Annotated in this window: 7 protein-coding genes; 5 read left to right on the forward strand and 2 right to left on the reverse strand. The window is 72.7% G+C overall.

Annotated features, from left to right (window positions below; all coding sequences use genetic code 11):
• Nucleotides 1-89: 89 nt before the first annotated feature.
• Together J3486_RS40890 and J3486_RS40895 are read right to left on the reverse strand one after the other, a co-directional pair.
• The gene (locus J3486_RS40890) at nt 90-1328 is read right to left on the reverse strand and encodes a serine/threonine-protein kinase (protein ID WP_207829168.1); all 1239 of its coding nucleotides are present in this window, start codon (nt 1326-1328) and stop codon (nt 90-92) included.
• A gap of 134 nt (nt 1329-1462) precedes the next feature.
• Nucleotides 1463-3103: a serine/threonine-protein kinase gene (locus J3486_RS40895; protein ID WP_207829170.1), complete on the reverse strand. Its 1641-nt coding sequence runs from the start codon at nt 3101-3103 to the stop codon at nt 1463-1465.
• Nucleotides 3104-3558: 455 nt separating this feature from the next.
• On the opposite strand from J3486_RS40895, the gene J3486_RS40900 reads away from it, so the two are divergent.
• From J3486_RS40900 to J3486_RS40920, 5 genes are all read left to right on the forward strand, one after another.
• Nucleotides 3559-6648, forward strand: a complete 3090-nt coding sequence (locus J3486_RS40900; RefSeq protein WP_207829172.1) for an FHA domain-containing protein — start codon at nt 3559-3561, stop codon at nt 6646-6648.
• Nucleotides 6649-7062: 414 nt separating this feature from the next.
• Entirely contained in the window at nt 7063-8442 is a 1380-nt protein-coding gene (locus J3486_RS40905; RefSeq protein ID WP_207829174.1) for an ABC transporter substrate-binding protein, read from the forward strand.
• 70 nt (nt 8443-8512) lie between these two features.
• Nucleotides 8513-9922: a carbohydrate ABC transporter permease gene (locus J3486_RS40910; protein WP_374194831.1), complete on the forward strand. Its 1410-nt coding sequence runs from the start codon at nt 8513-8515 to the stop codon at nt 9920-9922.
• The gene (locus tag J3486_RS40915) at nt 9919-10824 is read left to right on the forward strand and encodes a carbohydrate ABC transporter permease (RefSeq protein ID WP_207829178.1); all 906 of its coding nucleotides are present in this window, start codon (nt 9919-9921) and stop codon (nt 10822-10824) included. The genes J3486_RS40910 and J3486_RS40915 overlap by 4 nt, the downstream gene beginning before the upstream one ends.
• A gap of 212 nt (nt 10825-11036) precedes the next feature.
• Nucleotides 11037-13244, forward strand: coding sequence for a bifunctional glycosyltransferase family 2 protein/CDP-glycerol:glycerophosphate glycerophosphotransferase (locus tag J3486_RS40920; protein ID WP_207829180.1), 2208 nt, complete (start codon nt 11037-11039; stop codon nt 13242-13244).
• Nucleotides 13245-13346 lie beyond the last annotated feature (102 nt).

The raw sequence follows: 13346 nt of genomic DNA on the forward strand, positions 1-13346 counted from the left end.
GGGGGCGGCGTGGTCGTGCGCCGCCCCGGTGGGGCTTCTCGCGCGGTTCCCCGCGCCCCTGAGGGCATGCGCTTCGCGCAGCCCTCCCCTTACGGCTCCGCGGGAGCCGAGTGGTTGCCGTCCGAGGGCGGGTCCTGGTCCCCTCCGGAGGAGACGGCCCAGATGCCGCCGCCCACCGCCGCGGCGAGGACGACCCCGGCCACCCCGAGCGTGATCCGGCGGCGACGCGTCGCGTGGCGGTTGCGGGCCGAGCCGGGGCGGGGGGCGCCGGAGGCGCGCGGGGCGCGGGCGGTGCCGCGGGCGCCGCCGGCCAGCTCGTCGGGCGCCGGGACCCTCATCGACGTATGGGTGTCGCGGTTGGAGTCGGCGGAGGCCGTGCCGGGGACCAGGGGGACGGCGCCGCGCCGCGGGCGCTCGGGCTGCTGCTGGGGCTCGGCCTCGGCGGCCTCCGGCTCGTCCGGCTCCGGTTCCGCGTCGGGCTCGTCCACGTCGAGCGGGGCCATGCCCGCGAGGAGCGGCTGGAGCTCGCGCAGCCGGGCCGCCATCTCCGAGGCGCGCAGCCGGGAGGCGGGCGCCTTGGCCAGGCACTGGATGAGCAGTTGCCACAGCTCGTCGGGGATGCCGGGCAGGGGGACGACGGTCTCGGTGACGTGCCGGCGCAGGATCGCGCCCGGGTGGCCGCCGCCGAACGGCGTGAAGCCCGCCAGAAGCTCGTACAGGACCGTCGCCAGGGCGTAGATGTCGACGGCGGCGCGCGGCGGCAGGCCCTCGACGATCTCGGGGGCGAGGTAGTCAGGGGTGCCGATGATCTTCGTGGCCTTGGTGCGGCGCGGGGTGTCGATGAGCTTCGCGACGCCGAAGTCCGTCAGCAGCGCCGGGTGCGATCCGCCGGGGCCGAGCGGGCCCTGCATGTCCAGGAGGATGTTCTCGGGCTTCACGTCGCGGTGCACGATGCCCGCGGCGTGCGCGGCGGCCAGCGCGTCGGCGACGTCGGCGGCGATGGCGACGGCGGCCTCGGGGGCCAGCCGGCGCTCGCGCTCCAGACGGGTGCGCAGATCGGTGCCGCGGATCAGGTCCATGACCAGCGCGAGGTCGTTCCCGTCGACCACCATGTCGTGGACGCCGACCACGCGCGCGTGGTCGAGGCTCAGCAGGGCGGTGCGCTCCTGGACGAAGCGGCCGACCAGCTCCTGGTCGGAGGCGAGGTCCTCGCGCAGCAGTTTGATGGCGACGGGACCGTCGGGTCCCTCGCCCAGCCACACGGTGCCCGCACTGCCGCGACCCAGGATCTGGTGTGCGGTGTACCGGCTGCCGATTTTCCGTGCCAAGACTGCTCCTACAGACGCGTGTTGGCGCCCAAGCTACGCGGCTCGGACGCCAACCAACGCATCAGAGGGGGAAATCACCCGCCGGATGTCGACAAATCTCCAACGTCGCTGTTCAGTTGCGGGCCGGTTGCCGGTCAGTTGCCCGAATTGCCGCCGAGGTCCCCGATCCAGTCGGTCACCGTGGAGAACCAGTCGGAGAGCTGGGCCCAGTAGCCCTTGCCCGTGCCGATCCAGTCCTGGAGCGGGGTGAACTCCCACACCAGCCAGCTCACCACGAAGAGGATCACGATCATGAACAGGCAGCCCTTGAGGCAGCCGAGACCGGGGATCTTCATCGGGTTGGCGCTCCGCTGACGCGGCTCGCGCGGGGGCCGCGCCTGCTGGGGCGGCGGCTGCGGCGGCGCGTACTGCTGCGGCTGCTGCGGCTGCTGGGGCTGCGGGGTCTGACGCGGCGCGGGGCGCTGCTGGCGGGGTGCGTACTGCTGCTGGCGCGGCTGCTGCTGCGGGCGCGCCACCTGCCGCTGCGGACGGCGGCGCAGCGGGTCCTCGTTCGGGTCGAGGTACTGGATCTGCGTCTGCTCGTTGCGGTCGCGGGCCGCACGCAGCTGGTTGCCCCAGGCGTCCGGCATCTGCTGTTGCTGCGGCGGGTCCTGCGGGACCGGCGGCATGACGGCGGTCGGGTCGGCGGCGCCGCGGTTGTTCGGCAGCACGGAGGTGGGGTCCGCGTCGGAGTACTGCTGGCCCTGGCCGCCCGGCTGCTGCTGCATGACGCTGGTCGCGGCGTTCGGGTCGTACTGGCCCGCGTTGTTCGGCAGGACCTGTGTCGGGTCGGCGGCGCCAGGGACGCCCGGTACCTGCGCGGGCGCCGGGTCCGGCATCAGCAGGGCGCCGACGCCCTCCGCGGCGGCGATCTGCGCGCTGTTCGCGTGCACGCCGATGCCCTCGGCGACCGTGCGAAGGCCGCGCGCGAGGTTCTCCGCGCCGGGCCGGTCGTCCGGGTTCTTGCGCAGACAGCGCTCGATGACCGTCCACAGCGGGTCCGGGACGGTGGACGGGCGGCGCGGCTCCGCGCTCAGGTGCTGGTGCAGGACTTCGAGGGCGCTGCCGCCGGAGAACGGCGGACGCCCGGTGACCAGCTCGTACAGCAGGATGCCCGCGCCGTAGATGTCGACGGCGCTGGTCTGCGGGCGGCCCTCGGCGGACTCGGGGGCGACGTACGCGGGCGTGCCCACGAACTCGTGGGTGCGGGTCAGGCCCGGGGAGTCGGCGAGGCGCGCGATGCCGAAGTCGGTGAGCATCGGGTGCATCCCGCTCTCGTCCTGCTTGAGCAGCACGTTCGCCGGCTTCAGGTCGCGGTGCACCACGCCGTCGGCGTGGCTCGCGGCGAGCGCGTCGGCGATCTGCGCGGTCAGCAGTGCGGCCGCGACCGGCGAGAACGGGCCGTTCTCGCGCAGATAGCGGTGCAGGTCGGGACCGTCGATCAGGTCCATGACGAGGGCGAGCAGCTCGCCCTCGACGACCAGGTCACGGGTGCGCACGATGTTGGGGTGGGTGAGCCTGAGCAGGACGGAACGCTCCCTGAGGAAGCGCATCACCACGTCCGCGTCGTTCGCGAGCTCCTCCTTGAGGACCTTGATCGCGACCGTCTCGCCGGGCTGTCCGGCGACGGCCGCCTCGGCGCCCGCCGTCTCACGCTGGCGGGCTCGCCAGACGGTGCCCGTGGCGCCGCGTCCGAGCGGCTCCTCGAGCAGGTACTTGCTGCCTACCGGCCGCACGTCATGCGCTCCCTGCTGTGTTCCTGCGTGGTCTGCCCGGTCCCGGGCGTTCCGATCCACTGTAGTGGCGCCGTACGGGGCACAGGCTGTCGATCTTCTTTGACCGTCCTGGGTCTGCCGGGTTCCGGCCGGTTCCGGCCGGGTCCGGCTGATTCTCGGGTCCACCGGGTTCTACGGAGAGACGCACAGCCCGAAAGGTTGGTTGCCGGTCGGCGACGTGACCGATCTCAACCGGGCATCCAGCCACCACGGAGCAGGCACTTTGCAGGCACTTTTACGGGCAGAGCCGACCAATCAAGATCACTTACGGGTGGGGGGCGGGCATATTGTCAGTGGCAGGTGCGAGGATGCCTCTCAGCACTGGCTGACGTGCCCGTGGCGGTGGGGGAATCTGCGGTGGGGGACCGCGGGCGGCCCTGACCCGGGCGCCCGCGCAGAAGGGACCGCTGACGGCGATGCAGATCCGCCTTACCGTCGTAGCCCCCGTCGAGGCTGCGGCCTCCCATGTCTGCGACCTCTTGGTCACCGCGCCCGCGGGCACCGCGCTCGCCGCGGTCGCCTCCGCCCTGGCGACGGCCGTCGCGGGCGGTGACGCTTCGTCGACGGTGCTGTACGCGGGCCAGGAGCGGCTCGACGCCCAGCGCTGCCTGCTGGGCGAGCCCCCGCTGACCGACGGCGCGGTGCTCTCGCTCGGCGGCCCCGTGGACCCGGGCCCCGATCCCGACCCGGCGGCGGCGCAGCTCCATGTGGTGGCGGGGCCCGACGCGGGCGGTGTCCACCTGCTGCACGGCGGACAGATCCGCATCGGCCGCTCCGCGGACGCGGACGTGCCCCTGGACGACCCGGACGTGTCCCGGCTGCACTGTGCGGTCACCCTCGCCCCGGACGGCCGGGTGACGGTCGCGGACCTGGGCTCCACGAACGGGACGACGGTGGACGGCCGCCCCCTGGACGAGCGCCCCGTGCGGCTCTCCCCCGGTGCGCTGCTGCGCCTGGGCGAGTCGGCACTGCGTGTCACGGCGGCCGGCGCCCCGGGCCCGGCTCCGCTGACGACGGCGCCCGACGGCGAGGGCCAGGTGCGGGTGGCGCTCCCCGCGGCGGACGCGCCCGAGGCGGGGGCCGCGGCCCCCGCACCCGTCTTCGACGAGACCCGGCACGCGTACGGGGACGCGTCCTGGGGCGCCGCGGGCGACGCCGCGCCCGGGGCCGCGCAGCCCGTCGTGCCCGAGCAGGGCGGGGCGCCCGAGGCGGAGCGCACGCGCATGGGCACACCGCCGCGCGGCACCGAGCTGCCGCGCGCCCCGCGCAAGCGCGGCGGTCTCGGCCGGCTGCTGCGGCGCGGCGGACGCGAGGAGCAGCACGAGCGGTACGGGCACGGGCGGTCCGACTACAACTACAACTACGGCTACGACGACGACACCGAGCACGCGATCCACGAGCCGTACGCGCTGCGCACCCCGCAGCAGGGCGAAGGAGCCGCCCCCGAGCCCGTCGCGGGGGCGCACGCCACCACCGAGTCCTGGCCCGATGCCGCGACGCTGCTGCTGACCGCGCTCGGCCCCGGGCCGCGGCTGTGGGAGCGCGGTCCCGGGAATCCGGAGTCGCTGGCCGTACGGCTCGGCACCGTGGACCGGCCGGGGCCCGGCGGGGCCGGGCTGCTGCCCGCGGTCCCGGTGACCGTGGGGCTCGCGGAGGCCGGGGCGCTGGGGCTCGCGGGGCCGCGGTCCCGGCTGGCCGGTCTGGCGCGCGCGGTCGTGGCCCAGCTGGCGGCGCTGCACGCGCCGGACCATCTGGAGCTCGTCCTGATCAGCACCGACCGGGCGCGGCCCGAGCCGCAGCGGGTCGCCGAGTGGTCGTGGCTCGGCTGGCTGCCCCATGTCCGCCCGGCCCACGGGCAGGACTGCCGGCTGCTGCTCGCGTACGACAGGGAGCAGGCGGCCGCCCGCACCGGAGAGCTGCTGCGCCGCCTCGACGACCACGCGGCGGGGCTGCACCCGGAGCCCGGCGTCGCCACGGTGGTCCTCGTCGACGGCGATCCGGGCTCGGCCGCGCTGCGGGAGGCCACCACGCGGCTCGCCTCCGAAGGGGCCGCGGCCGGGGTGCACCTGGTGTGCCTGGCCGAGACTCCGGCGACGACCCCGGCGTCCCCGGTCGACCGGACCTACGAGGCGGCGTGCGCGCAGAACCCGGCCTTCCGCGCGTGCGGCGCCGTGGCGCTGCTCAGCGGGGACGTGGCGACGTCGCTGCGGCTGCACCGGGCCGCGCACGGGCAGCCCGTCGGGCACGGCACCGTCGCCACCGTGGACGCGGTGTCGCTCGCCTGGGCGGAGCGGTTCGCGCGGGCGCTCGCCCCACTGCGCACCGAGGGGTCGGGCGGGGCTCCGGCACGGATCTCCACTCCGCTGCCCCACGCGGCCCGGCTGCTCGACGAGTTGGGTCTCGCGCGGGCCACGCCCGCTTCCCTGATGGCGCGTTGGGCGGCTGCCGCGGACGATCCGGAGTCGCTGGGCGGCCGGGTGTGGGCGGTGCTCGGGGCGGGGCCGCGCGGGCCCGTCGGGGTCGATCTCGCCGCGGACGGGCCGCATCTGCTGATCGAGGGGCCCGCGGGCAGCGGGCGTACGGAGCTGCTGCGGTCCGTGGCCGCTTCGCTGGCCGCCGCCGAGCGGCCCGACCGGCTCAGCCTCGTGCTCATCGACGGGCAGGGCGGGATCGGTTCCGGGACCGGGGGCGCGAGTGGTGAGCGGGGTGACGGGTTGCGGGTGTGCACCGATCTGCCGCACGTCACGACGCATCTGGCGGCCAACGATCCGGTGCGGATGCGGGAGTTCGCGCAGTCGCTCAGCACCGAGCTGAAGCGGCGGGCCGAGTTGATAGGGCGTACGCACTTCACGGAGTGGCACACGCAGCGGACGGTGTCGGGGCGGCTCGTCGCCCAGCGCAGCGCGCCGGGTTCGGCCGTGGCTTCCGGAGATCTGGAGGCGCCGCCGAGTTCCACGATGCGGTTGCGGCCCGGTGGGGCGCGGGAGAAGGCGGAGGCGGCGCCGCCGTTGCCGCGGCTCGTGGTGGTCGTGGACGATCTGGACGCGCTGCTGGCGCCGCCGCTCGGGTCGCCGGGGCGGCCCGCCGCGGGGTCCGTCGTGCGGGCGCTTGAGGCCGTGGCGCGGGACGGGGAGCGGCTCGGGGTGCATCTCGTGGCGGCGTTCGCCTCCGGCGGGGCCGTGGCGTGGACGGGGCGGCCCCGGGTCGTGCTCGATGCCGTGCGCGGGGGCGGGCCCGAGGATCCGGCGCCGGGGCGGGGGCGGTTGATCGGGGCCGACGGGCGGGAGACCGGGGTGCAGGCCGGGCGGGTCACCGGGCGGATTCCGCGTACGGCGACGCTGCGGCCCACGGTGGTCGTGCTCGACTGGGCCCGGATGGGGGATCCGCCGGACCGGCGGCCCGTACGGGAGCTGGGGAACGGGCCGACGGATCTGGCCCTGCTGGCCAGCGCGCTGGAGCGGGCTGCTCGCTCCGTGTCGGCACGAGAGGTTCCGTCGCTGCTTTAGCCGGCCCGCTGGGGGCGCGACGGGGCTGCGGCGCAGCCGCACGCCGCAGGGGCGCGGGGAACTGCGCGACCAGCCGAGACGGCGCTGCCCCCGGCAGCAAAGCGCCCTGGACCGAGCTGAACACCGCCTGGAGCGCTCACCCCGCGCCGGGGCGCCGCCTTGCCCACCCTGCCGCCCAGGGCGGCAGATTGCCCAAGGCTGTCGGGGTGGGTGGGGCGCATCACGACCCCGTCACGATCACCGTCTTGACACGACGGGCACCCTTGCCGGTTCTCCCTGGTCGGGCGTAGACCAGAGCGGACGGACAGCGTATGGACAGGACGCCGACGGGACACAGACACGACACCGACACGACACGGACAGCACAGCGCTCAGTACGGACGTTCAGGCCATCAGGACGAGAACGGGGCAGTGATGCGCAGCACGTTTCGCAAACCCAGCAGGACCTTCCGCAGTGCCGTCGTCGCCATGGCCGCCGGGTCGTTGGCGCTCGCGCTCACCTCCTGCGGGGGCAGCGACAACAAGAGTGACAAGCCGAGCGGGAACGCCACTTCCAAGTCCCCCGGTTCCTCCCTGCAGTTGCCGAAGCTCGACGGCAAGACGCTGTCGATCGCCGCCGTGTGGACCGGTGACGAGCAGAAGAACTTCAAGCAGGTGCTGGCGGAGTTCGAGAAGCGGACGGGCGCGAAGGTCACGTTCGTACCGGCGCAGGACCCGATCATCAACTTCATCGGGTCGAAGGTGGCCGGCGGCGCCCCGCCGGACGTGGCGATGCTGCCGCAGCCCGGCGCCATCAAGCAGGCCGTCGACAAGAAGTGGGCCAAGCCGCTGGACCAGAGCGTCCAGGACGAGCTCGCCAAGAACTACAGCCAGGGCTGGCAGGACCTCGGGAAGGTCGACGGCAAGAGCTACGGGGCGTACTACAAGGCGGCCAACAAGTCGCTGATCTGGTACAACAACGCGGTCTTCCAGAACGCGGCGGCGAAGCAGCCGAAGACCTGGAAGGAGTTCCTGGCCACCTGCCAGGCCATCTACGACTCCGGTGTCACGCCCGTCTCCGTCGGCGGGGCCGACGGCTGGCCGCTGACCGACTGGTTCGAGAACATCTACCTCTCGCAGGCCGGCCCGGAGAAGTACGACCAGCTCGCCCAGCACAAGATCAAGTGGACGGACCCGTCGGTCAAGCAGGCCCTGACGACGCTGGCCCAGCTGTGGGGCAAGAGCGACTACCTGGCGGGCGGCAACAAGGGCGCCGTGCAGACCGAGTTCACCAAGTCCGTCGAGCAGACCTTCACCGGTGGCGACCAGCCCAAGGGCGCCATGGTCTACGAGGGCGACTTCGTGCAGGTCAACATCCAGCAGACGAAGGCGAAGGTCGGCACCGACGCGAAGGTCTTCCCGTTCCCGGCGGTCGGCGACCAGCCCCCGGTGGTCAGTGGTGGTGACGCCGCGGTGATCTTCAAGGACTCCCCCGCGGCGCAGGCCCTGGTGAAGTTCCTGGCCTCCCCCGACGCGGCCACCATCCAGGCCAAGCTGGGCGGTTACCTCTCGCCGAACAAGAACGTGGACCTGAGCGCGTACCCGAACGCCGTGCAGCGCACGATCGCCAAGGCGCTCGTCGACTCCGGCGACAGCTTCCGCTTCGACATGTCCGACCAGACGCCGCAGGCGTTCGGCGGCACGCCCGGCAAGGGCGAGTGGAAGGCGCTCCAGGACTTCCTGATGAACCCGAAGAACATCGACGGCACCCAGAAGACGCTGGAGGCCGAAGCGACCAAGGCGTACAAGGACTGATCGGGCGATGACCACCCCGGCCGCCGGCGCAGAGAACGGCGGCGGCCCGGGTACTCCCGTCGGCACCCCCCTGGTCACGGGGGAGTCGGCGACACCCGGGTCCGCCGCCCCAGCCCCTCCGGACGGCGCCGCGCCGCGGCGCTTCAAGAGCGTGACGGGTACCCGCAGAACCGTCGCGTTCCTCTTCCTGCTGCCCGCCCTCGTGCTGCTCGGCGCGCTCGTCGTCTACCCGATCGGGTACTCGGTCGTGCGCAGCTTCTTCAACGCGTCGGGCCACTCGTTCATCGGGTTCGACAACTACCAGACCCTGTTCACCCGTTCCGACACCAAGGCCGCGATCAACAACAACATCTGGTGGATGGTGCTGGCCCCGACGGTGGCCACCGCGCTCGGCCTGATCTTCGCGGTGCTCACCGAGCGGATCCGCTGGGGCACGGCGTTCAAGCTGATCGTCTTCATGCCGATGGCGATCTCGATGCTGGCGGCGGGCATCATCTTCCGGCTCGTGTACGACCAGGATCCGGGCAAGGGCGCGGTGAACGCGGTGTGGACCTCGGTCCATGACACGTTCTCCTCGTCGTCCGCGTTCCCGAAGGCGCATCCGCGGCCGAACGATCCGCTGGCCGGCAGGCCCGGGGGCCCGTATCTCACCAAGCAGCCGGTGAAGGCGGGCACGGCCGTGCTGCTGCCGCTGGTCGGTGTCGCCGCCGACCAGATGCCGAAGGACGCGAAACCGGCGAAGGCGGCGAGCGCCTCGCCGGGGAAGGTCACCGGCACGCTCTGGCAGGACTTCACGCTCGGCAAGGGCGTGGGCCACCCGCAGGCCGTCGACTCCACCGAGGTCGGCTATCCGGGGATGCGCGTCGAGGCGGTGAAGGGCGGCAAGGTGGTGGCCTCCACCACGGCCGCGGCCGACGGCACGTTCACGCTGCCCGCCGCCGCGGACGGCGCGAAACTGCGGCTGCCCGCCTCGAACTTCAAGGAGGCGTACAACGGCGTCGAGTGGCTCGGCGACAAGAAGTTCTTCACCATCCATCTGGGCGGCTTCGACCTCTACCTCAACATCGTGACGACCTCGATCATGGTCGCGTACGTGTGGATGTGGGCTGGGTTCGCGATGGTGCTGATCGGCGCCGGACTCGCCGGGATCCCGCGGGAGTTGCTGGAGGCGGCCCGGGTCGACGGGGCGAGCGAGTGGCAGGTGTTCCGCAGAGTCACGGTGCCGCTCCTGGCGCCCGTGCTCGCGGTCGTCCTCGTCACCCTGATGATCAACGTCCTGAAGATCTTCGACCTCGTCTACATCATCGCGCCGGGCTCCTCCCAGGACGACGCGAACGTGCTGGCGCTGCAGCTGTACCTGTCGGCGTTCAACGAGAACGACCCGGGCCTGGCCAGCGCGATCGCGGTGCTCCTGCTCCTCCTCGTGATCCCGGTGATCTGGTTCAACCTGAGGCGACTGAGGCGGGAGGAGCGTCGATGACCACCCTCGACCACACGACGAAGGCCGGCCGGGAGGGCCCGGTGAAGGCCGAGCGGTCGCTCGCCGGGCGGATCGGCGAGAAGGTCGGCGGCGGTGTGCTGCAGTTCGTGCTGATCCTGGTCGGCGCGCTCTGGCTGGTGCCGACGATCGGTCTGCTGCTGTCCTCGCTGCGCACGCCGGAGGACATGTCGGCGAGCGGCTGGTGGAAGGTGTTCTCCAAGCCCTCGCAGCTGACCTTCCAGAGCTACAGCAATCTGCTGGACAACTCCGACATCACCAAGTCCCTGGTGAACACGGTCCTGATCACGGTCCCGGCGACGCTGCTCGTGATCGTGATCGGGTCGCTGGCGGGCTATGCGTTCGCGTGGATGGAGTTCCCGGGCCGCGACTGGTGGTTCCTGGTCGTGGTGGGGCTGCTCGTGGTCCCGGTGCAGCTGGCCCTGCTGCCGATCGCCAAGCTCTTCGGCGACATCGGCATCTTCGGCTCGGTGCTGGGGGTGGTGCTCTTCCATGTCGGCTTCGGGCTGCCGTTCGCGGTGTTCCTGCTGCGGAACTTCTTCGCGGAGATCCCCCGGGAACTCCTGGAGGCGGCGCGGCTCGACGGCGCGGGTGAACTGCGGCTGTTCGTACGGGTGGTGATGCCGCTGGCGGCGCCGGCGATCGCCTCGCTCGGCATCTTCCAGTTCCTGTGGGTGTGGAACGACATGCTGGTGGCGCTGGTCTTCACGGACGCGGGCAGCCAGCCGATCACGGTCGCCCTGCAGACCCAGGTGCGGCAGTTCGGCAACAACGTCGACGTGCTCGGTCCCGGCGCGTTCATCTCGATGGTGATCCCGCTGGCCGTGTTCTTCGCGTTCCAGCGGCAGTTCGTGTCCGGTGTGATGGCGGGCGCCGTGAAGTAGCCACGCGGGACGAGCGACACGACCGAGGGGCGGGCCCGGGAGGACGACCGGGCCCGCCCCTGACGCGTTCCTCCCGCGTCCTTCCCGCGCCCCTCACCCGTACGAGACCGCACGCGCACGTACGTCCCCCGTATGCCGCATCCGGCGTAACCCGCCCGGCGGGCCGGCCGTTCCCGGGCAGAATGCCCGCGCCGACCCATGGATGTGTCACCTTGCCCCGGTTCAGTGTCATCGTCCCCGTGTACAAGGTGCAGGCGTACCTGCACGAGTGCCTCAGGTCGGTCCTGGAGCAGTCCTTCACGGACCTCGAAGTGATCGCGGTGGACGACTGCTCACCGGACGCGTGCGGGGAGATCATCGACGAGTTCGCGGCGCGCGACGCCCGGGTCCGGGCGGTGCACCTCAGCGAGAACGTCGGCCTGGGCCGCGCCCGCAACGCCGGACTCGAACACGCCACCGGCGACTACGTCCTCTTCCTCGACAGCGACGACACGTTCACGCCGGGCGCGCTGCAGGCGATCGCGGACCGCATCAAGGAGACCGGCTCCCCCGACGTCCTGCACTTCGACTACGCGCGCACGTTCTGGGACGGCCGCGAAGTCCGCAACCAGCTGGCGCACCTGCTCACCCAGGAGGGCCCCGCGGTCTTCCGGCTCAGCGACAGGCCGGGCCTGCTGCGGCTCCTGATGGTGGTCTGGAGCAAGGCGTTCAACCGGGATTTCATCGAGCGCGAGGGCTTCGCCTTCCCGCCCGGCTACTACGAGGACACGCCCTGGACGTACCCGGTCCTGATGGCGGCCGAGTCGATCGCGACGCTCGACCGGGTGTGCGTCCACTACCGGCAGCGCCGTCAGGGCAACATCCTCGGCACGACGTCCCGCAAGCACTTCGACATCTTCGACCAGTACGAGCGGGTCTTCGAGTTCCTCGACCAGCACCCCGACCTGGACGCGCAGTGGCGCGCGGTGATCTTCCGCAGGATGGTCGACCATCTCTCCACCCTGTTCACCAAGCGGGGCCGGCTGCCGCGCCGCAGCCGCGCCGAGTTCCTGCGCAAGTCCCGTGCGTACTACGCCCGTTACCGCACGCCGGGCGCCCGGGTGCCGGGGCGCACCCGGCTGCGGCACGCTCTGGTCCGCCTCGGCACCCATCGCACGTACCGGGCGCTGTGGACGGCGCTCGCGGTGCGCCGGCGGCTGTCCCGTACGGTCACGAAGGCGCGCCGCGCGGCACGGGCGACCGCGCTCCAGCTGCACTACCGCATCCAGCTCCGGCTCCCGGTACGTGAGAAGGAGGCGGTCTTCTCCTCGTACTGGGGCCGTGGCCACGGCTGCAACCCGGGCGCCCTGGAGGAGGCGTTCCGTACGCACGCGCCGCACATCCGCACGTCCTGGATCGCGGCGCCCGAGCACCAGCACACGGTCCCGCCGGGCACGCGCCGGCTGACCCCGGGCACGGCCGCGTACTGGACGGCGCTCGCCCGCTCCAAGTACCTCGTCAACAACGTCAACTTCGACCGCCGGCTCGTGAAGCGCCCGGGGCAGGTCTTCGTGCAGACGCAGCACGGCACGCCGCTGAAGAGGATGGGCCTCGACCTCCAGGACCGTCCGGCGGCCTCGCGCGGCACCGACTTCGGGCAGCTGCTGCGCAGCGCCGACAAGTGGGACTACGTCCTGTCCGCCAACCGGCACTCCACGCTGGTCTGGGAGCGGGTCTTCCCTGCCTCGTACACGACGCTGGAGTACGGCTACCCCCGCAACGACCTGTTCCGGCGGGCGAGTTCGCAGGACCGGGCGCGGCTGCGCGACACACTCGGGATCCCGCGGGACTCGATCGCGGTCCTGTACGCGCCCACGCACCGGGACTACCGGATCACGCAGCGCCTGCCGCTGGACCTGGAGCGGATGCTGCGCACGCTCGGCCCGCGCTTCACGATCCTCACGCGCGCGCACCACGCGTACGAGGCGCCGCTCTCCGAGGTGGAGGCGGCGCGGCTCGTCGACGTCTCCGGCCACCCGAGCGTCGAGGCGCTCTGCATCGCCTCGGACGCGCTGGTGACGGACTACTCCTCGCTGATGTTCGACTACGCGGCGCTCGACCGGCCGATCGTGATCCACGCGGACGACTGGGAGGCGTACGAGGCGGCGCGCGGGACGTACTTCGACCTGCGGGCCTTTCCGCCGGGGGCCGTGGCCCGCTCCGAGGACGAGCTGATCGACATCTTCGCGACGGGGCACTGGCGGGGGTCGCGCTCCGCGCAGTTGCGGACGGCCTTCCGGGAGCGGTTCTGTCCTTACGAGGACGGGAGGGCCGGGGAGCGGGTGGTGCGGCGCGTGGTGTTCGGGGAGGAGCCGACGGGGGCCTCGCCCGCTGTTCCTCATCAGGTCGAGGGGGCCGGGGTTTCCGCCCCCCTGCGCTAGCCCCGGAAGGGGCGCGGGGCTGCCTCCGTGCCCCGTCGCACGCGGGGTTGTGGCCGTACCCCGTCGCACGCGCGGCTGCGGCCGTGCCCCGTCGCACGCGCG

It is taken from the genome of Streptomyces sp. VRA16 Mangrove soil (genome assembly GCF_017377775.1).
In the GTDB taxonomy this organism is placed as follows: Bacteria; Actinomycetota; Actinomycetes; order Streptomycetales; family Streptomycetaceae; genus Streptomyces.